Below are 18,964 nucleotides of genomic sequence, written 5' to 3' on the forward strand. Positions count from 1 at the left end.
GCACATTCTCAGCGCCGTCCGTGCGGGATTTCGCCCATCAGCATAGTGGACCCCGGCACTTCGGCCGGGGTGACGATATCTTGCTTCTGCTGGCCGCGCCTACGAAGCCGCGTCGAGCAGGTCGCCGATCGCGCCGGCAGGGCTCGCCTGGGGGATGGCGGTCATCGCGGCGCCGATCGCGGCGGGATCGATGCTGGCGACCTTGCGCGTCAGCACGTCGAACGCCTGGCTGCTGGGGAGCGTCTTGAACGCCGCGGCATAGCGCGCGCGGAGCGCTTCGAGCTGGTCCTCGCGGCCGAGCATCGCCAGCGCCACGGCCTGGCGCAGCACCGCGGCCTGGGCGGGCTCGCTCAGGCCCTTGGGGGCGGGGAGGGCGTTCTCGGTGACGAAGCTGCCCCAGTCCTTGACCTGCCAGCGCATCTCGGCGCGGATCGCGGCCGCGTCGGGCAGGCCTTCGAGCGCGGCGTTGGCCGCGTCGATCTTGCCGAGGCGGTGGAGCGCGACGGCCTCCACGCGCTTGCGGTCCTGGCGCATCGCGGGGGAATAGCTGGGCTGCTCGGTCGTGCGGATCGCCTCGAGCGCGCGATCGGGGCGGCCGGCGAGGATGTGGAGCGCGGCGACCTTGATCGAGAGCGGACCCTGGGCGACGTCCTGCGCGCGCTGGGTCAGCTGGTATTCCAGCAGCTCGGCGGCGCGGGCGTAGAGCGAGGCGTCCTGGAGCCGGCCGGCGAGGCGCATCACGAGCGCGTCGCCTTCGCCGCCCGCCGGGGCGAGCTCGCGATAATCCCAATAGAGCCCGGCGGCCTCGGCGAGCGGGACGCCGCTGTCGGCGGCGAGCGCCGCGGAGAGCGCCGCCTGGAGCTCGGCGAGCATCGGCCCGGCCTTCGCGCCGAGCTTGAAATAGCGGATCAGCGCGGCGCCGGCGCGGAGCTGGCCGCGCAAATCGTGCGCTTCGTTGGCGAGGTGGAGCTGGATCTCGAGCGCGCGCTGCTCGACCGCGTCGCCGCGCCAGCCGAAGCGCAGTGCGTCGAGCTGCTTGATCGCGTCAGCGGGGGAGAGGCTGTGCGTGGCGAGTCCGGCCTCGATCATGCCCAGCCTGGCGTTGGCTCGTACCGCGGAATCGCCGTTGCGTGCCGCGCGGTCGAGGCGAAGGCGCCCGCCCGGGACATCGCCGGTGGCGACGAGCGCGCGGCCGCGAAGGACATTGGCTTCGGCGTTCCGGTCGCCGAACAGCTTGAGCCAGGCGAGTGCCGGCTCCGGCCGGCCGGAGTCGATCGCGGCGCCGGCGGCTGCGAGCACGAAGGGCGCGCGCGCCTCGGCACCGCGGCCGTTGATCGCGGGGAGCGCGCAATTGACCTGGCGCACGGCGTCCAGCGCGGCGCCGGCATGCGCGAGCGCGCGCATCCGCCAGGCGCAGGCCTCGGGATTGGCGGCCAATTCGTCGGCGGCGAGCGCCGAGACGGCCTCCTCGTCGTGACCGACGAGCGTCAGCGCGACGCCGCGGGCGAGGAGGAAGGGAGCGACGAGGCCCAGGTCGCGGTCGCTCGACAGCATCACGTCGAGCACGCCGAGCGCCTCCGCGCCGCGATTCTCGGCGATCAGGCCGAGCGCATAGCTCCAGCGGTGCTGCTGGCGGTTCTCCGGGCGCGCGGCGGCGAGCAGCGCCCAGCCGGCCTCGCCGGTCTCGCCGTGCCAGCCCGAGGCGCCGGTGATCATCGGCATCTGCGCGAGGTCGGCGGCGAAGGGGGGCAGCGTCGCGGCGGCGGCATTGACCGCGGGCCCGGCGACGGGCGCGGCATTATGGGGCGCCGGGTGCGGAGTCGCAGCGGCGGTGCCGGCGATCAGGGCAATCAGTGCGCTGCGCATCAGCCGAGCCCGAGCGGGCGAACGACGGCAACGAGAACCCCGCCCGCCGCGCAGGCGAGCAGGAAGAGCCCGGCGGGAAGCAGGGGCAGGCGCTTGTCCTCCACGACGGCAGCAGCGGCAGAGGTAGAGGCAGCCGTAGCGACGCCTGCGAGCGGGCGCGCGCTCCCGTCGATCGCGACGGTGTTGGCGGTGCCCTCGATCGTCGTCGCATCGCCGCGACGGCGCTGGAAGTCGGCCGGATCCTGGACGACGCGCATCCTGCCCGGACGTTGATCGTGACTCACTGACACACCCTCTGGCTCATTTCATTCTATTATAGAGGCATGGGGCGCACTCGACCGCCCGAGCCACGGAGTTTTGACGTGCGTAACAGTCTCGCCGCGCTCGCGCTGACCACGGCGCTGGTGCCCTTTCCGGGCGGCGGCGGCGCACAGGCGTCCGGCGGCGGCAGCAGCTCGCGTGGCAGCCTAAACTTCGTTCCGATGGAAGAAGTGACCGTACCGATCATCGAGGCGGACCGCGTCGCCGGACGCATGCGCGTCAAGCTTGTGCTCGAGGCGAGCACCGGCGAAGTCTTCGCCAAGGCCCGGGCGGAGATGCCCCGGCTGCGCGAGGCGACGATCGCCGCCGCGCTCGAATTCGCGCGGATCAACGCGTCCAGCATGCGCGCGATCGATGCGGGCAAGCTCGATCACGACCTCAATGCCGCCTTGCGGATAGCCGAACCCGGGCTTTCGCGCGTGCTCATCGTCGAAGTCGCCGCCAGCCACAGCTGAGGCGGCCGCCGCCGCTGCGTCGCGCGGCGGTCGGGCTTCGTCGCGGCGCGCTCGCTCCGCGACGAAGCGGCGCACAGAGCCTCGCATCATTTCGATGCGGGAGGCGAAGGTGCGCAGCGTTGGTTTCTTGGGGATGGTCGCAGTGACGATGGCGATGGCGGGCTGCGCCGAGCCGAGCCAGGCGCAAACCGCCGAACCCTGGGTCCTCAAGGGCCGCGTGGTCGACGAGCAGGGGCGGCCGGTGGCGCGCGCCAAGATCCTCGCCGACAACGAGCTCCTCTACAATAGCTACGCCAGCGGCACGACGGGGGCGGACGGCCGCTACCGGATCGTGCTGCCGCGCATCCATGTGACCTGGAATGCAAGCGGCAAGGCCGTTCGCACCGTCGCGGGCGAGAAGATCGAGACCGATCTCGCGCCCGACGACGAGGACAGCTTCGCCGGCAACCAGGGGGCGGTCCGCAACTTCACGCTGCGCACTTCGGGGATGAAGGCCGACGGCACCGGCAGCTATGGCGCGTCGGTGGTCGTCTATACGCCGATCATGTCGGGGATCGATCCGCTCCAGGTCCAGCTCAGGTTCGAGCCGCTCGACGGCGGCGCGCCGTTCGCCGGCACCCCGGTGAGCACCGGCGACGGGCCGGCGGTGAAGGGCGTCGCGGTCAATCGCTATCGCATCTCGGCGACGCTCGGCGGTCGTCCTCTCGGTATCCGCGTGCGGAACCAGGGGGCTTATGGCCGCTTCGTCGAGCCGCAGTTCACCAAGATCATGAGCTCGCTCTACGAACTGTCGCTCGAAGTGAAGTGAGTCCTGGCGTTATGATGGTGCCATGATGGCGCCCCGCGCCTGAACGGCGGGAAGCGGACGCGACCTTCCTAGCCCCTCCCCTTCAGGGGAGGGGCTTAATGGGCTTAGTGGCGCCTCAGCGCGCCGCGGTCTGGCGCTGCGGCTTGGGCGATACGGGGGCGGCGACCGCGGCGGCGCGCGCCGATTTGCGGGCGAGCGCCATGCTCAGCGCGGCGGCGCCCTTGGGGCTCATCGCTGCCATGATCATCGCGGTGGAGCGCTCGCGCATGCGCTGCGCGACCTTCATCTGCACTTCCATGTCGAGCTGCTCGAAGACCATTGCGGCGGCCTTGGGCTTCATCGCCTGGTAGATGCGGGCGAGCTCGTCGAACTGCGCCTCGGGCGGCTCGGCGGGGCCGGCGGCGCCTGCCGCCGAAGCCATTTCGGCTTCCTTCTGCCGCGCTTCGAGGTCCGCCTGCAGGCGCGCCTGCGCCGCCTTGGTCGCCTGCTCGCGCAGGTCGAGCCCGCGCTTGCGGCGCGCGGCGGCGGCGTCGCGCTCGGCGATATCCTGCTCGATCGAGCTGCCGAGCCGCGTCTTGGGCGCATTGTTCTGGGTGGCCTCAGACGCGATGGTCGAGGCGTTGGCGACGATCGCGAGCGCCGATGCGGCTGCGGTCATCAGCAGGAGCGAGGGGCGGGCCATCAGGCGAGCTCGGCTTCGGGCTTGGGCTCGGCGTCCCCGCCTTCGCCTTCGGCTTCGTCGGCTTCCGACGAGCGGACCACATTGGCGAGGCTGACGGCGTTGACCACGCGCTCGCAGGCAGCGTCGGCGATGCCGATCATGTCCGAGAGCTCGTCGCGAAGCCCGCGGGCCTGCTCGACGAGGCGGGCATGCTGGGCGCAATCGGTGCTGAGCGTCGCCTTCATCTCCGAGAGCACCGCGCGGGCGCCGACCGTCGCCTTTTCGAGCGCGGTCACGACCTCGGTCAGCGCGCCGTCCTTCACGGTGCGCAGGCTCCGCATCATCCGCACGCTCTGCACGAGCACGGCCATGCAGAAGATCATCGTCAGCACATTGGCGAGAAGCGCGAAGCTCATGCGTTCATCTTTCCGTGGGAGGAGACGTCGTTGACGAGGCGCACGGCGACCTTGCCGCGGCGCTGGCCGATCTGGGCCTGGGCGAGCGTGACGCCGCCGCAGGCCAGGTCGAGCGCGTCGTCGGGGCTCTTGTGGAGCGCGATGGTCTGGCCGACCTCGAGCGCCTTCAGCTCCGCGATCGCCATCGCCTTCTCGCCGAGCACGACATTGACGTCGACATTGGTCTTGCGGATCTCGGAAGCCATGTGCGCCTCCCAGATGCTGTCGCGGCCGCTCTTCTCGCCCATGAAGCGCTGGAGCAATTTGTGGCGAACGGGCTCGAGCGTCGCATAGGGGAAGACCAGGGTGAACTCGCCGCCGCGGCCGTCCATGTCGACGCGGAAGGTCGCGATCGCGCAGATGTTCGAGGTGCCGGCGATCGCGGCGAAGCGCGGATTGCTCTCGATGCGCTCCAGATCGATGTTGATCGGCTCGATCGGCTCGAACGCCGCAGCGAAGTCGCGCAGGGCGAGCTCGAGCATCCGCGAGACGAGGCCGGTCTCGATGGTGGTGAAGGCGCGACCGTCGATCAGCGTCGGCGATCCACCGCCACGACCGCCGAGCAACGCGTCGACCACGGCATAGATCAGCCCGGATTCGACGGTGACGAGGCCGAAGCTCTCCCATTCCTGCACCTTGAACACGCCGACCATCGCGGGGAGGGCGACGCGGTTCATGAACTCGCCGAAGCGGATCGAGGTGACGTTCTCGAGGCTGACGTCGATCGCGTCCGAGGTGAGGTTGCGCATCGAGCTGGCGAAGGCGCGGACCACGCGGTCGCAGACCACTTCGAGCATCGGCAGACGCTCGTGGCTGATGACCTTGGACTCGATGACCGCGCGCAGGCCCTTCTTCTTCTCGACGGGGCCGCCGAGATCGCCGAACAGCGCGTCGATGTCCGCCTGGTCGAAGCGGACGTCGCCGTCGCCGCCGATCGGGGCGATCGGGGGTTCGGGAAGGTCGAAATCGTCGAGATCGATCATTGCTGGACGAGGTCCTGGATGAGGATGTCCTTGACCACGCCCTCGCCGGCGACCTGGGTGGCGCGGACCAGCATCTCTTCCTTGATGCGGAAGACCGCGGCCGAGCCTGCCAGATCCTCGGGCCGGAGCTCGCGCAGGAAGGGCTGATAGGCGTCGAGGATCAGCGGGAGCTTCTCCTTGATCCCCTCGGGCGAGCCGTGGGCGCCGGGCACGATCATGAAGTGGAGCTTGAGATAGCGCGAGGCGCCGTCGGGCGAACGCAGGTTCACCACCATCGCCGGCACGTCGACATAGGATTCGGCGCTGCCGGCTTCGCCGCCATGGCCGCCGCTCGCGCCCTCGGCCTCGTTCGACGCCGCGCCATGGCCGCCCTCGGCCGCGGTCTCGGCCTTGGCCGAACCGCCCGAGAGCATCATCGCCGCGCCGCCGCCTCCGCCGAGCACCAGCACGCCCGCGGCCGCGCCGATGATGATGAGCTTCTTCTTCGACTTGGGCTGGACGGGCTGCGTGCCCTCCGCACCTTCCTCGACGATCTCGGGTGACGTCATTTCCCTGGCACCTTTCGAAATCTGCGTTCCGGCACCGCGCCGGCTGATTTGCCTCTATTATAGGATGGTCACCCGGCAATTTCTGCCTAGCGACAATTTTCTGAAGGGACCGTCCGGTGGACATCTCGTCTTACGTATTGCTGAGCCAGGAACAGGCGCTGCGGCGCCGGCTCGACGTGGCCGCGAACAATCTCGCCAACATGAACACGGTGGGATTCAAGCGCGAGAAGCCGGTGTTCCGCGAATATGTCGAGCAGGGCGAGACCACGGTCACGCCCGACGCGAAGAAGACGTCGTACGTGCTCGATTACGGCGCGGTGCACGATGCGACTGCCGGGGCCTTCCAGCTCACCGAAAACCCCCTCGACGTCTTCATCGACGGGCCGGGCTATCTGAGCGTCGAGGCGCCGGGCGGTGGCACCGCTTATACGCGCGCGGGCTATATCAAGGTGCTCGAGAGCGGCGAGCTCGCCACCGCGGGCGGCCAGAAGCTGCTCGGCGAGGGCGGCAAGCCGATCAGCGTGCCCCCCGAGAGCGCCGGCCGCCTCACCATCTCCGGCGACGGCACCGTGATGGGCCCCGACGGCCCGCTCGGCCGACTGACCGTCACCGTGTTCAACGAGGCCAACCTCGATCCGCGCGGCGACGGCATGATGAACGGCAAGGAAGGCCGCGAGCTCAGCGCCGCCGAGACCAGGCTCAAGAGCGGCGGCGTCGAGGGTTCGAACGTCAACGCGATCGTCGAGACCACCGACATGGTCGAGATCCTGCGCGCCTATCAGACGAGCATGAACCTCAACGAAAGCATGTCCGACCTTCGCAAGAAGGCGATCGACCGGCTCGGCCGCGTCGGCTGATATTCCAGAAAGGTAGCATCCAATGCGTTCGCTCTCCATCGCCTCGACCGGCATGCTCGCGCAGCAGACCAACGTCGACGTCATCTCGAACAACATCGCCAACATGAACACCACGGGCTTCAAGCGCCAGCGTGCGGAGTTCCAGGACCTGCTCTACGAGCAGATCGAGCGCCCCGGCGGCGCGACCGGCCCCGACACCAAATCGCCCTCGGGCATCCAGATCGGCGCGGGCGTGAAGACCGGCGGCGTCTATCGCATCCAGCAGCAGGGCGCGCTCCAGCAGACCGAGAACCGCTACGACGTGGCGATCACCGGCCGCGGCTATTTCCAGATCACGCTCCCCTCGGGCGACACCGCCTATACCCGCGATGGCTCGTTCGGCGTGTCGGACCAGGGCGAGCTGGTGACGCAGGACGGCTATCCGGTGCAGCCGGGGATCACCATCCCGCAGGCCGCGATCGACGTGACGATCTCCAAGACCGGTGAGGTCCAGGTGATCGTGGCGGGCGATCCCCAGCCGCAGACCGTCGGCCAGCTCGAGCTCGCCACCTTCATGAACGACGCCGGCCTCGAGGCGAAGGGCGACAATCTCTTCCTCGAGACCGCCGCCTCGGGCCAGCCCACGGTCGCCAATCCGGGCGAGCCGGGCCTCGGCACGCTGAGCCAGGGCTTCATCGAAGGCTCGAACGTCAATGCGGTGGCCGAAATCACCGCGCTGATCACTGCGCAGCGCGCCTATGAGATGAACAGCCGCGTGGTGAAGACCGCTGACGAGATGCTGGCGACGACCAGCCAGCTGCGCTGATGGGCCTGCTGCTCGCCCTGGCGCTGCTCGGCGCCGGAACCGCGCCGGCCGAGGACGTGCAGGTCGCCGTCCTCGCGCATCCGGTCGAGAAAGGGACGAGGCTCGAGCCCGGCGACTTCGCCAGCGAGCCGCGGACGCCCGCGGCGGCGCGCGGGGCGCTCTCGGCCGAGGACGCGTCGGGCATGGAGGCCGCGCGCAACCTGTCCACGGGCATGGTCGTGCGCCGCTCGGACCTGATGAAGCCGCAGCTCGTGCGGCGGGGCGAGCCGGTGACGATCCGCATCGTCAGCGGCGCGCTGGTGATCACCGCCTCGGGCCGCGCGCTGAACGGCGGCGGGCAGGGCGAAATGGTGCGGGTGGTGACCAATTCCACCAACCGCACGCTCGATGGAACGATCGAAGGCTCCGGCACCGTCCGGATCGCCGCACCGTAATTCATTGAAGGATTTGAACATGCGTAAGGTCATTCTTCTCGTGGCGCTGGGCGCCACGCTGTCGGGCTGCGGCGCAGTGGGCCGCCTCCAGCAGGTCGGCAAGGCGCCGAAGCTCTCGGGGATGGACCCGGTGGCGACGCCCGAGGTCGAGGCCTCGCTGGCGATGCCGTCGGACCGTGCCGGCACTGCCCGGCCGACCCAGGTCGCAGCGCAGCAGCCGGCGGCGGCGCCGACCGCGTCGCTGTTCCGCACCGGCGCGGGCGCCTTCTTCCGCGATCAGCGCGCGGGCAAGATGGGCGACATCCTGACGATCAAGATCAACATCCAGGACAAGGCCGATATCGGCAACAACACCTCGCGCACGCGCGGCGGTTCGGAGAATGGCGGCCTCGGCGGGCTGCTCGGCATCGCGCCGGTCGCCAAGCTGCTCGGCAACAACGCCGCGGCGGCGCTCGAGACCAATTCGGGCTCCAAATATGCCGGCGGCGGCACCACCGCGCGCTCCGAGACGATCAACATGACGATGGCCGCGATCGTCACCCAGGTGCTGCCCAACGGCAATCTGATGATCCGCGGCAAGCAGGAAGTGCGGGTGAACTTCGAGATGCGCGAGCTGATCGTAACCGGCCTCATCCGGCCCGAGGACATCGCGCGCGACAATTCGATCCAGCACTCGCAGATCGCCGAGGCGCGCGTGATCTATGGCGGCAAGGGCCAGCTCACCGACGCGCAGCAGGCGCGCTGGGGCCAGCAGATCTACGACGCGCTCTTCCCGTTCTAAGCGGAAGCGCGAATCCTCCGGGGGGAGGAGAGGGCTCGTCCGAGCGATCGGACGGGCCCTTCTTGTTTTCCGGCTTTCCCTTCTGCCCAGGACCACAGGCGCGCCATCTGGCGCTTGGCCCGACGGCATGGCAGACTGCGTCTTTCGTCCTGCCGCTCACATGAGGTGTGCCGTGGAGGATCTGAGGACCATCCTCGCCGTGGCGGGGGGCATCATCGCCGTCGTCGTGGCGCTTGTCGGCATCGGCCGCTCCTATGTCAAAAACCAGGAGTTGGTGGACCGCGCGAAGATCCTTGACGAGAATCGCGAGCTCACCGCCAAGATACGCGATGCGAACCGCACGCATGAAGAAGAGGTGCGGGGCCTGACGGGCAAGCTTGCCGAGAGCCAGGCGCAGCGCGACGCGCTTCAGGAGAAGATCGTGCTCATCGGCCGCGCCGGCGGGGCCGCCCTGGCACTGAAATCGGCGCTCGACGGCGAGCTCGAGAAGATCATGCGCATGAGCGGTGCGAGCGGCGGCTCCATCTATGTGCCGGTGCGCGGGCCGCGCGGCAACGTCCGCGGCCTGGCATTCCTGTGCATCGAGCCCTTCACCGCCGACAACCAGAAGCTCAGAAGCCACATCATCCCTTTGCGCAGCCACGCGGGACGATGCTTCACCTCGGGGCTCTCCGAGGCGGTCCTCGAGGTCGCGGCGACCAAGGATCATTTCCGCGAGGCCGACGAGATCGCCAAATATAGCCCGTCCTCGATGCTGAACCTGGCCCTGCGGCACGAAGGCGAGACGATCGGCGTGCTGCAGCTGCTTCGGCGCCAGGGCGAGGCGTCGTTCGTCCAGGCGGACATCTCCGGCATGGCGCCGGTGGCGGAGGACGTCGCCAGGCAGGTCTTCGAGATCACCCGCGATGTCGACAGCGGCAAGCTGCTCGGGCTGTCGGCCGAGGATTTCACGGTCGAGGGGACGATATTGATCTTCGATCTCACGCGATCCTCCATCCTCTTCGAGGAGCTCGCCTCCAGCCACGCGCTTCTCCTCCTCAACGAGTTCTTCGAGCGGATGTGCGAGATCGCCTTCCGGCGCGGCGCGACGCTGGACACGTACATGGGCGACGGCGCGCTGCTGCGCTTCAACGTGCCCCGGCCGCTTCCCGATCACGAACGCGGCGCCGCCGATGCGGCGATCGAGATGGTCGCCGAGTTCGCGCGCCTTCGCGAGCGCTGGCTGGCCTATAGTCCGATGCTCGCCGCGACCCATATCCGGGTCGGCCTCGCGACGGGCCCGCTGCTACGCGCCAATCTGGGCCATTCGCAGGTCCAGCACCTGACGGTGCTCGGCCATCCCGTCTCGGTCGCGGCGGCCCTGTGCGATGCCGCCCCGCGCGATCGTTCGGTGGTCCTCGCCGCGGAGGAAACCGCGGGGCCCATCCGCGGCGCTCTGACGGTGTCGGCCGCCGAAGGCCCGATCTCGGCCAAGGCGGCCCGCTTCACCGCGGGGGCCTATGAAGTCGGCGGCAACCGCGCAGGTTAACCGGCCGATCGTCGTTAACTTTCCGCTAACCATTTAAAATTCGCGGAGGAATTTTGGTCCTCCTGGAAATCTTCCCATGATGAACCTGCGGGGCGTGCATGCGCCCGGTCGCGGATCGGCGCCTCCGATCCGGGTCGCAGAAGCGGCTCTAGTCCAAGAAGGAAATTATCATGGGTTTCTCCGTCAACACCAACGTCGGCGCGATGGCGGCTCTCCAGAGCCTCACCGAGACGAACAAGGGCCTGTCGCAGGTTCAGAGCCGCATCAACACCGGCCTGAACGTTGCTTCGACCAAGGACGACTCGGCTTCGTACACGATCGCTCAGGGCCTGCGTGGCGACATGGGCGGCCTCAAGGCCGTTTCCTCGTCGCTGAGCCGCGCCAAGAGCGTGACCGACGTCGCGGTCGCGGGCGCCGAGCAGATCTCGGACGTCGTCAACCAGATGAAGGCGAAGGCCTATCAGTCTGCTGACGCCGGCATCGACGATGCGACGCGCACGGCGCTGAACAACGACTTCGTGGCTCTGCGCGATCAGATCACCACGATCGTCAACTCGTCGGACTTCAACGGCACCAACCTGCTGAAGGCTTCCGGTGGCAGCGTGACCGCGCTGCAGTCGCTGAAGGACTCGGACACCAGCTCGGCGACGACCTGGAATCCGGATTCGCTCAGCGTTGCGAACCAGGGTCTCGACCTTGGTGGTTCGGTCGTGACCGTTTCGGCCAGCGGCGATATCAGCACGCAGGCCGCCGCGCAGACCATGATCGACACGCTGACCACGACGCAGGACAACCTGAAGACCAGCCTGAGCACGCTCGGCGCGGCATCGCGCAAGATCGACGCTCAGTCGGCCTTCACCAGCAAGCTCTCCGACACCATCGAGGCGGGCATCGGCAACCTTGTCGACGCCGACCTCGCCAAGGAATCGGCGCGTCTGCAGGCCCTGCAGGTCAAGCAGCAGCTCGGTGTGCAGGCTCTGGGGATCGCCAACCAGGCGCCGCAGACCATCACGTCGCTGTTCCGTTAAGGTCAAGCTTTTCCCTGGAAGCTTGCCTGACGAGAGGGGCCGGGACGGCAACGTCCCGGCCTCTTTTTTGCGTGCACGGCGTGCAACTAAAACCGCGCGCCTCCGCCCGTCCAAATGGTTGACCCACCTATAATGATGGGGAGGAGATAGTCGCTTGTTCCCACGCATCCGAGAAATCACCGACGCCTTCGGCAGCAAGCTCCGCGTCAGCGTCGAGGAGCATCCCTCCGGCGCGCTCGTCGTGCTCGAGCGGCCCGACATGACCGGCCGGCCGCGCATCCTGCTCGACGGATACGGCACCGACGTGCTGGCGGGCTACATCATGTCGGCGCGGCTCGCGGTGCCGCATGCGCTTCCCGAGGAGCATATCGACGGCATGTTCGGCACGCGCTTCGAGCTGGGGCTCGAGCCCCGCGCGGCGCTCGAGCTCAGCCAGGAAGGCGATACCAGGCTCGAGATTCCCGCGCCCTTCTGGGATCGGCTCTATGCCGAATTGTGTCTCGTTGCGGCACATGCCCGCGAGCTCGCCCGGCGCGCGGAGGCACGGGTCCACTAGCCTGTCATGCCGGTGTCGTTGATACCGGTAACTCTACGTATCGGGGCATCACCGGACTGTGGCGCCGCGTCGCGCTGAGGCATTGGAACAGCAACCCGGATCGGGGCAAGAACAAGGGTCAAACTCATGAATCTTCGCGACGTCAGCAACGTTCCTGCGACCAAGGCCGCCTTTACCGCGACGTTGACGTTGACTGTCGAAGATGCACGCGCGCTGTGGACCGCCGCCGCCGATAAGGCGATGCAGGCGCCCGGCATGACGCTCTCGGACGTACTGGACACGCTCGGCCCGCGCGAGGATCCTTCGATCGCGGACTGCATCGCGATGCTGGTCGTGCCCGCCGGGGTCGCCGGCTGCGCGCTCGACGATTTCAGCGTCGATGTCGCGCCCGTGAGCGCCGACGTTATCCCGCTGCCGGTGGAAGCGTGCCGCCCGGCGCTGATGCCGGCCGCCAACGGCTGAGCCTCGCCCGCTCCACGGCAACCCATTCGAGCTTCGCGCGGGGGCGCAAACGCAAGAGCCAGGCTGGTAGGGGACCAGCCTGGCTCTTGTCGTTTCAGGCCGTGGGGGACGGCCCGCAAAAGGGAGAAAAGAGACGAGCGGGCCGCAGAGGGGATCGGAACGGACCACCCGTCTCTCTATCTCATTATAGAGCGAATCGGCGCGGGACGCGCGCGAGGGAGATCAGAGAACTTCCGCTAAGTAATTGTACTGGGCTAGAATTCATGAGCACCGGAAAGCAGAGCGCCGGAGCGAGAACCCTCGCCCCGGCGCCATGGATGCCCTTGGGAATGGGAACGCTCAGCCGATGCGGAGCAGCTCGCTCGAGGCGACCTTGAGCCCGTTGATGGTCATCTGCACCGTGCCGTTGTCCAGCTCGACATCGGTGACCTTGCCGTAAGCGTGCGCAGTCGTGGTCACCGCGGCGCCCGACGCGTCCTTGCCCGCTAGCTCGAGCGTGTAGAGGCCCGGATCGACCTTCTTGCCCGCGCTGGTCGTGCCGTCCCAGGTGAAGGCACCGGCGGCGCCGGTGGCGTCGATCGGCAGCGTGTCGACGATCTTGCCTTTCGCGTCCTTGATCGTGGCGGTCATCGACGCGACCTCGCGCGTCGCCGACCAGGTCCATTGCGCCGGCGTGGCGGCGCTGAGGCCCGACGTCGCCGAGCTTGTCTCCACCTGCGCGCCGATCAGCGCCGAGGCCTGCATGAGGTTCTGCGTGCCGAACGCGGCGAGCATCTCCTTGAGCGTCGCGGTCTGCTCGATCGACTGCTCGACCTGCGAATATTGCACGAGCTGCTGGGTGTATTGCGCGGTGTCCATCGGATCCAGCGGGTCCTGGTTCTGCATCTGCGTGGTCAGCAGCTTCAGGAACATGTCGAAGTCGGCATTGAGCTTGGACGAGGCCGCATTGGTGGTGCCGGTGGCGGTCGTGGTGGAAGTGACGGTGGTCATGGGCGTTCCTTAGGCGATGAGGTCGACCTGCCCGTCACTGCGGACGGGGCGGTAGATGGGTTCGGCGGCGCCGGCATCGTCATCGGATGAGGCGAACTGGCCGCGGTTCGATTGCTGGTGTTGCTGTTGCGCCTGCTGGCCGCCGCCATCGCCGGCGCGGCTCTCGAAGCGGAAGCTCTGCGCGTCGGTGCGGACGCCGGCCTGGTCGAGCGTGCGGGCGAGATCGGGCGCGTCCTGGCGGAGCAGGTCCATCGCCTGCGCGCTCTCGGTGCGGACGGTCGCCTGCAGGCTGCCCTTGTCGTCGAAGGCGAGCGTCACTTCGATGCGGCCGAGTTCGATCGGATTGAGGCGGATGCGCAAGGTCTCTTCGCCCAGCTCGACCTTCCGCGCGATCTCGACGCCGAGCGACTGGCCGAGATGGCCGGAGCGCGCCTCGATCACCGGCTCGGTGGGAGCAGGGGCGCTGGTCGGCGCGCCAGGGCCGGCGGCAGTCTGGGTCGGCTGGAAGGCCGGGGCAGGGATATCGGTCCGGGCAACGCCTGCGGGCCGCGCATCGGGCTGGCCTTGCGCGTCGGCATTGGTCTCGCCGCCCGTGGAATCGCCGCGTGCCGCGACGGCATTGGCGAAGTCGGCGGTCGACGGGGTACCGGCGGTTGCACCGGGCTGGCCGGCTTCGCCGGCGGGCGCGTGCGCGGCTGCCGACTTGCGGGTGACCGGTGCGGTGGCGCCGTTCGCGGCCTGCATCGCCTCGCGCGGGGCGGGCTGTTGCGGTTGCGACTGGGCGATGGGCTGGGGCGGCACGCCGGCGGCGAGCAACTCGGCCGGGACCGTGGCTTTGGCATCCGCCGGCTGCGCGGGGTCGGCATCGGCCGCGGCGGTGCGGGGCGCCTTGCGCGAAGTCGGCGGGGTTTCGGTCGGTGCGGCGACGGCCGGGGTCTCGGCCGCGAACGTCTCGCCGAGCTGTGGCTGGCCGTCGGCCGGCAGCGCGGACGTCTGCGTCTGCATCTGCGGTTGCGTGCGGGGCTTGGCGGGGCCGGGCTGGGCCTGCACCTGCGCCTGGGGAGCAATCGGCGCCTCGGGCTGGACCGGCACTTCGGGCGCCTCGGCCACCGTCGCCGGATCGGCGACCGGCGCGTCGGTCGCGGTAGCGGCGGCAGGGGCGAGCGGAGCCGGCTCCGCGACCGGGAGCTTGGCCGCGGTGGTCATCAGCTGCGACAGAGACGTCGGTTGCTGGAGGCCGGGGAGTGTGACGGTCGCCGGGATGGCCTGCGTGTCGAGCTGCGCCTGCGCGAGAAGGGTCTGCGACAGCTTCGCGTCGAAATGGGCAGGCGGCGTGGGCGATGCCGTCAGGCTGATGAACTGCTGCGGCGCGCCGCCCTCGGCGACGACGCCGAGCGCATCGATGAAGCCGAGGCCGGTGCCGGCGAAGGCCGACGCGGATTGTGTGCCCGCGCCGAGCGGAAAGCCGAAGGGGTTGATCTGCATCCGGTCGCCTCTTGCCCGGCCTCGGAGGCCGTCTTCTCATTATAGGATGATTGTTGCGCGAACGGTCTCAACCGATCGTGCCGAGCGCGCGGATCCGGGCGCGGGCGTGGATCTCGTTCTGCGAGAGCACCACCGTCGCCGGGCGCACGCGCTCGATGATCGAGCGGACGAACGGGCGGATCGAGGGGCTGGTGAGCAGGCAGGGGATCTCGCCGTCCTGCGCCAGCCGGTCATAGGTCTCGCGCACCGACTGGATGAACTTCTGCAGCGCGGAGGGCGCCATCGCCAGCTGACGCTCGTCGCCCTGGCCGAGGATCGATTCCGCGAAGGCCTGGTCCCATTCGGCCGAGAGCGTCACCACCGGGATCGCCTCACCGCGCACCTGCGACGCGCTGATCTGGCGCGCCAGCCGGCCGCGGACATGTTCGGTGATCTGGGTGAGGTTGGCGGTCAGCGGCGCGGCCTCGGCGATCCCTTCGAGGATCGTCGGGATGTCGCGGATCGAGATGCCTTCCGAGAGGAGGTTCTGCAGGATGCGCTGGACGCTCGAGATCGAGACCTTGGAGGGGACGATGTCGGCGACGAGCTTCTCGGCGTCCTTGTGGACCTCGGTCAGCAGCTTCTGCGTCTCGGTATAGGAGAGCAGGTCGGCGATATTGTCCTTGACCAGCTCGGTCAGATGCGTGGTGATGATCGTGCCGCAATCGACCACGGTCAGCCCGCGGAAGCCGGCCTCGTCGCGCAGCTCGCGATCGATCCACAAGGCGGGGAGGCCGAACACCGGTTCCTTGGTGTTCTCGCCGGGCAGGCCGACCGGGCCGCCGCCCGGATTGATCAGCAGCAATTTCTCGAGCCGGATCTCGCCGCGTGCCGCCTCGGTCTCCTTGATCGTGATGACATACTCGTTGGGCTTCAGGCCCATATTGTCGATGATGCGGACCGAGGGGAGGACGAAGCCGAAGTCGGTCGCCATCTGGCGGCGCAGCGCGCGGACCTGATCGTCGAGGCGCGGCTCGCGCTGCTCGTCGTTGATCATCGGCAGCAGCGCATAGCCGATCTCGATGCGCACCGCGTCGAGCGCAAGCGTCTGCGAGATAGGCTGCTCGACGATCGCGGCCTGCGCCTGTTCCTGCGCGGCGACGGCGACTTCGAGCGCGGCCTTGGCCTCGGCGCGCTTGGTCATCTTCCAGGCGGCAAAACCCGCGGCGCCGGCGAAGCAGGCGAAGGGCAGGAAGGGCAGGCCGGGCATCAGCGCCAGCGCGCCCATCAGGAACGCGACCATGCCGAACGCCTTGGGGTAGCGGCCCAGCTGGTCGCCCAGGGTTGCGCCGGTCTTGCCCTTGATGCCGCCCTTGGAGACGAGCAGGCCCGCGGCGATCGAGATGATCAGCGCCGGAATCTGGCTGACCAGGCCCTCGCCCGCGGTGAGCACGGTATAGGTGTGGAACGCCTCGCCGATCGGCACGCCGTGCGAGACGACGCCGATGGTCAGGCCGACGATGATGTTGACCGCGGTGATCAGCAAGGCGGCGATCGCGTCGCCCTTCACGAACTTCGAGGCACCGTCCATCGAGCCGTAGAAGCCGCTCTCGGCCTCGATCTCGGCGCGGCGCTCGCGCGCCTGCTCCTCGGTGATCATGCCGGCCGAGAGGTCGGCGTCGATCGCCATCTGCTTGCCGGGCATCGCGTCGAGGCTGAAGCGCGCCGCGACTTCGGCGATGCGGCCCGCACCCTTGGTGATCACGACGAAATTGATGACGATCAGGATCATGAAGATGGTGAGGCCGATGATGACCTCGCCGCCCATCAGGAACTCGCCGAACGCACCGATCACCCCGCCCGCGGCGTTGTGGCCCTCATGGCCATGGGTGAGGATGAGGCGCGTCGAGGCCAGGTTGAGGCCCAGCCGCAGCATCGTCGCGATCAGCAGGATCGTCGGGAAGGCGCTGAGTTCCAGCGGCTTCTCGATGAACAGGGCCGTCATCAGGATCATCACCGCGATCGTGATCGACAGCGCGAGGCCCAGATCGAGCAGCCAGCCCGGCATCGGCAGGATCAGCATCGCGATGATCGCGACGACCGAGCCGGCGAGCGCGAGGTCGCGGTTCATGCCGATGCGGTTGAGGAGGGCGGTGAGGGCGGGGGGCATCAATCTCTTCCGTTCGCCCTGAGCTTGTCGAAGGGCTGTTGTTCTTCGGGCCCGAACCGGGACAGCGCTTCGACAAGCTCAGCGCGAACGGTAAGGGTGGCGTGCATCAGGGCGCCGGGGCGACGGCGATCCCGGCCTCGATGAAGGTGCGCAGCTTGTTGCGCATCGTCCGGACCGAGATGCCGAGGATGTTCGACGCCGAGGTGCGGTTGCCGTGGCAGCGCTCCAGCGTGTGCAGGATCAGCTCGCGCTCGACTTCCTCGACGGTGCGGCCGACCAGGCCCTCGATCTGCAGCCCGCCGGGCTCGGCGAGCTCGAGGTCGAGGAGGCGCGTGCCGTCCGAGCGGACGAGATCGTGCGGCTCGATCGCCGGGCCCTGCGCGAGCAGGACGGCGCGGTGGATGCAATCCTCGAGCTCGCGGATGTTGCCGGGCCAGGTATAGCGGCTGAGCAGCACGAGCGCCGCTTCGCCGAACGGGCGGACGGGGACGCCGTCGGCCTCGGCGAGGCGCGTGGCGAAATGCTGCGCGAGCTGCGCCACGTCGCCGCCGCGCGCGCGGAGCGGCGGGACCTCGACGCGGACGAGCCCGAGGCGGACGAGCAGGTCGGCGCGGAAGGCGCCGGCCTCGACCGCGGCCTCGAGGTCCATCCTGGTCGAGGCGATCAGCCGCGCATGGAACGGCACGACTTCGTCGCCGCCGATGCGGCGGAAGCGCTGCTCCTGGAGCGCCGACAGCAGGCGCGCCTGGGTGGCGGGGGCGAGGCTGCCGACCTCGCGGAGGAAGATCGTGCCGTGCCCGGCCTTTTCCAGCCGGCCGACGCGGCGCGCCACGGCGCCGGGAAATGCGCCCGCCTCGTGTCCGAACAGCTCGGATTCGAGCACTTCGGCGCCGACGCCGGCGCATTCGACGACGTGGAGCCGGTTGGTGCGGCCCGATGCCTCGTGGATCGCGCGCGCCATGACTTCCTTGCCGGTGCCCTTCTCGCCGGTGACGAGCACGGGTGCGGCGGTGGGGGCCACGGCGGTGGCGAGCGCCAGCGCCCGGGCGAGCACGGGATGGTCGCCGATGCGGATCGGCGCCTTGCGCTCGATCACCGAGGCGATCGCCGCGGCGATCAGCTCGCGCTGCGGGGGCAGGGGAACATAGTCCTTGGCGCCGGCGCGGATCGCCGCGACCGCGCGTTCGGCCGGGGCCTGGATACCGCAGGCGAGCACGGGGAGCGTGAAGCGTTCGGCGCGCAGGCTGGTGATGAAGCCGGCGATGTCGGCCTCGACGTCGATCATCACCATGTCGCCGCCGCCTTCGCGGAGCAGGTCGAGCGCCTGGGACGGCATATCGGCCATCGCCACGTCGGCGCCCGCGTCGCGCGCCAGCCCGGCGGCGCGACGGAACTCGCTGCCGGGGGCGCCGATCAGGATCATACGGACGGTCCCGGGCATCAGCGGTCCTGCCGCACGATTTCGGTGAGCGTCACGCCGAGCGCATTGTCGATCAGCACCACTTCGCCGCGTGCTATCAGGCGATCGTTGACGAAGATGTCGACCGGCTCGCCGACGCGGCGGTCGAGCTCGACCACCGTGCCTGCGCCGAGGTGGAGCAACTCGCCGACGGGCATCCGCGCGCGGCCGAGCACCGCCTGGACCTTGACCGGAACGTCATGGACCGCCTCGAGGCCTTCCGAGCCGGCGGGCATATGGTCGCCGGTGGGGAAGGGATCGAAATCCTCGAACACGGGGCCGTTCGCTTCGCCGCCGTCGGTGGGGATGATGTCGTGGGGTTCGGTAGGCATC

Annotated in this window: 21 protein-coding genes; 10 read left to right on the forward strand and 11 right to left on the reverse strand. The window is 69.0% G+C overall.

Annotated elements, in window-relative coordinates:
* Positions 1 to 99 precede the first annotated feature (99 nt).
* Complete coding sequence (locus MT490_RS12615; RefSeq protein WP_297388086.1) at positions 100 to 1,866, reverse strand: hypothetical protein; 1,767 nt, start codon at positions 1,864 to 1,866, stop codon at positions 100 to 102.
* On the reverse strand, positions 1,866 to 2,150 hold the full coding sequence (locus tag MT490_RS12620) for a hypothetical protein (protein ID WP_297388089.1): 285 nt from the start codon (positions 2,148 to 2,150) through the stop codon (positions 1,866 to 1,868). The genes MT490_RS12615 and MT490_RS12620 overlap by 1 nt, the downstream gene beginning before the upstream one ends.
* Before the next feature lie 78 nt (positions 2,151 to 2,228).
* Here MT490_RS12620 and MT490_RS12625 point away from each other — a divergent pair, with 78 nt between their 5' ends.
* Both MT490_RS12625 and MT490_RS12630 read left to right on the forward strand, forming a co-directional pair.
* Positions 2,229 to 2,642 carry a hypothetical protein gene (locus tag MT490_RS12625; protein WP_297388092.1) on the forward strand — a complete coding sequence of 138 codons (414 nt, stop codon included), beginning with the start codon at positions 2,229 to 2,231 and terminating at the stop codon, positions 2,640 to 2,642.
* 133 nt (positions 2,643 to 2,775) lie between these two features.
* A complete protein-coding gene (locus MT490_RS12630; RefSeq protein ID WP_363321749.1) occupies positions 2,776 to 3,450 on the forward strand; it encodes a carboxypeptidase-like regulatory domain-containing protein in 675 nt (224 codons plus the stop codon).
* A 115-nt stretch (positions 3,451 to 3,565) separates the two neighbouring features.
* Here MT490_RS12630 and MT490_RS12635 read toward each other — a convergent pair whose 3' ends face one another.
* Genes MT490_RS12635 through MT490_RS12650 form a run of 4 tightly spaced genes read right to left on the reverse strand, consistent with a single transcriptional unit; the run spans position 3,566 to position 6,097 of the window.
* Entirely contained in the window at positions 3,566 to 4,108 is a 543-nt protein-coding gene (locus MT490_RS12635; RefSeq protein WP_297388098.1) for a hypothetical protein, read from the reverse strand.
* A 23-nt stretch (positions 4,109 to 4,131) separates the two neighbouring features.
* On the reverse strand, positions 4,132 to 4,527 hold the full coding sequence (locus MT490_RS12640; protein ID WP_297388100.1) for a DUF6468 domain-containing protein: 396 nt from the start codon (positions 4,525 to 4,527) through the stop codon (positions 4,132 to 4,134).
* Entirely contained in the window at positions 4,524 to 5,549 is a 1,026-nt protein-coding gene (fliM, locus tag MT490_RS12645) for a flagellar motor switch protein FliM (RefSeq protein ID WP_297388103.1), read from the reverse strand. The genes MT490_RS12640 and fliM overlap by 4 nt, the downstream gene beginning before the upstream one ends.
* Positions 5,546 to 6,097 (reverse strand): flagellar basal body-associated FliL family protein, encoded by a 552-nt coding sequence (locus MT490_RS12650; protein ID WP_297388106.1) that lies wholly within the window; start codon positions 6,095 to 6,097, stop codon positions 5,546 to 5,548. The genes fliM and MT490_RS12650 overlap by 4 nt, the downstream gene beginning before the upstream one ends.
* A gap of 116 nt (positions 6,098 to 6,213) precedes the next feature.
* On the opposite strand from MT490_RS12650, the gene MT490_RS12655 reads away from it, so the two are divergent.
* The 8 genes from MT490_RS12655 to MT490_RS12690 all read left to right on the forward strand — a co-directional run bounded on the left by MT490_RS12655 (position 6,214) and on the right by MT490_RS12690 (position 12,548).
* Positions 6,214 to 6,954, forward strand: a complete 741-nt coding sequence (locus tag MT490_RS12655; RefSeq protein ID WP_297388108.1) for a flagellar hook-basal body complex protein — start codon at positions 6,214 to 6,216, stop codon at positions 6,952 to 6,954.
* A 22-nt stretch (positions 6,955 to 6,976) separates the two neighbouring features.
* Positions 6,977 to 7,759: a flagellar basal-body rod protein FlgG gene (gene flgG / locus MT490_RS12660; RefSeq protein ID WP_297388110.1), complete on the forward strand. Its 783-nt coding sequence runs from the start codon at positions 6,977 to 6,979 to the stop codon at positions 7,757 to 7,759.
* A complete protein-coding gene (flgA, locus tag MT490_RS12665) occupies positions 7,759 to 8,193 on the forward strand; it encodes a flagellar basal body P-ring formation chaperone FlgA (protein ID WP_297388111.1) in 435 nt (144 codons plus the stop codon). The genes flgG and flgA overlap by 1 nt, the downstream gene beginning before the upstream one ends.
* Before the next feature lie 19 nt (positions 8,194 to 8,212).
* Positions 8,213 to 8,974: a flagellar basal body L-ring protein FlgH gene (gene flgH, locus MT490_RS12670; RefSeq protein WP_297388112.1), complete on the forward strand. Its 762-nt coding sequence runs from the start codon at positions 8,213 to 8,215 to the stop codon at positions 8,972 to 8,974.
* Between the two features lie 172 nt (positions 8,975 to 9,146).
* Complete coding sequence (locus tag MT490_RS12675; protein ID WP_297388113.1) at positions 9,147 to 10,502, forward strand: adenylate/guanylate cyclase domain-containing protein; 1,356 nt, start codon at positions 9,147 to 9,149, stop codon at positions 10,500 to 10,502.
* A gap of 170 nt (positions 10,503 to 10,672) precedes the next feature.
* On the forward strand, positions 10,673 to 11,530 hold the full coding sequence (locus tag MT490_RS12680; protein ID WP_297388114.1) for a flagellin: 858 nt from the start codon (positions 10,673 to 10,675) through the stop codon (positions 11,528 to 11,530).
* Between the two features lie 154 nt (positions 11,531 to 11,684).
* Positions 11,685 to 12,086 (forward strand): hypothetical protein, encoded by a 402-nt coding sequence (locus MT490_RS12685; RefSeq protein ID WP_297388117.1) that lies wholly within the window; start codon positions 11,685 to 11,687, stop codon positions 12,084 to 12,086.
* Positions 12,087 to 12,212: 126 nt separating this feature from the next.
* The gene (locus MT490_RS12690; RefSeq protein ID WP_297388121.1) at positions 12,213 to 12,548 is read left to right on the forward strand and encodes a hypothetical protein; all 336 of its coding nucleotides are present in this window, start codon (positions 12,213 to 12,215) and stop codon (positions 12,546 to 12,548) included.
* Between the two features lie 339 nt (positions 12,549 to 12,887).
* Here MT490_RS12690 and MT490_RS12695 read toward each other — a convergent pair whose 3' ends face one another.
* The 5 genes from MT490_RS12695 to fliN all read right to left on the reverse strand — a co-directional run bounded on the left by MT490_RS12695 (position 12,888) and on the right by fliN (position 18,963).
* Positions 12,888 to 13,538 carry a flagellar hook capping FlgD N-terminal domain-containing protein gene (locus MT490_RS12695; protein WP_297388124.1) on the reverse strand — a complete coding sequence of 217 codons (651 nt, stop codon included), beginning with the start codon at positions 13,536 to 13,538 and terminating at the stop codon, positions 12,888 to 12,890.
* A gap of 9 nt (positions 13,539 to 13,547) precedes the next feature.
* A complete protein-coding gene (locus MT490_RS12700; RefSeq protein ID WP_297388127.1) occupies positions 13,548 to 15,023 on the reverse strand; it encodes a flagellar hook-length control protein FliK in 1,476 nt (491 codons plus the stop codon).
* Positions 15,024 to 15,090: 67 nt separating this feature from the next.
* Positions 15,091 to 17,172 carry a flagellar biosynthesis protein FlhA gene (gene flhA / locus MT490_RS12705; protein ID WP_297388130.1) on the reverse strand — a complete coding sequence of 694 codons (2,082 nt, stop codon included), beginning with the start codon at positions 17,170 to 17,172 and terminating at the stop codon, positions 15,091 to 15,093.
* Positions 17,173 to 17,278: 106 nt separating this feature from the next.
* A complete protein-coding gene (locus MT490_RS12710) occupies positions 17,279 to 18,613 on the reverse strand; it encodes a sigma-54 dependent transcriptional regulator (protein WP_297388132.1) in 1,335 nt (444 codons plus the stop codon).
* The gene (fliN, locus tag MT490_RS12715; protein ID WP_297388134.1) at positions 18,613 to 18,963 is read right to left on the reverse strand and encodes a flagellar motor switch protein FliN; all 351 of its coding nucleotides are present in this window, start codon (positions 18,961 to 18,963) and stop codon (positions 18,613 to 18,615) included. Before fliN ends, MT490_RS12710 begins: the two co-directional genes overlap by 1 nt.
* Between the last annotated feature and the right edge of the window lies 1 nt (position 18,964).

Origin of the sequence: Sphingomonas sp. (assembly GCF_026460985.1) — a bacterium.
Lineage (GTDB): Bacteria > Pseudomonadota > Alphaproteobacteria > Sphingomonadales > Sphingomonadaceae > Sphingomonas.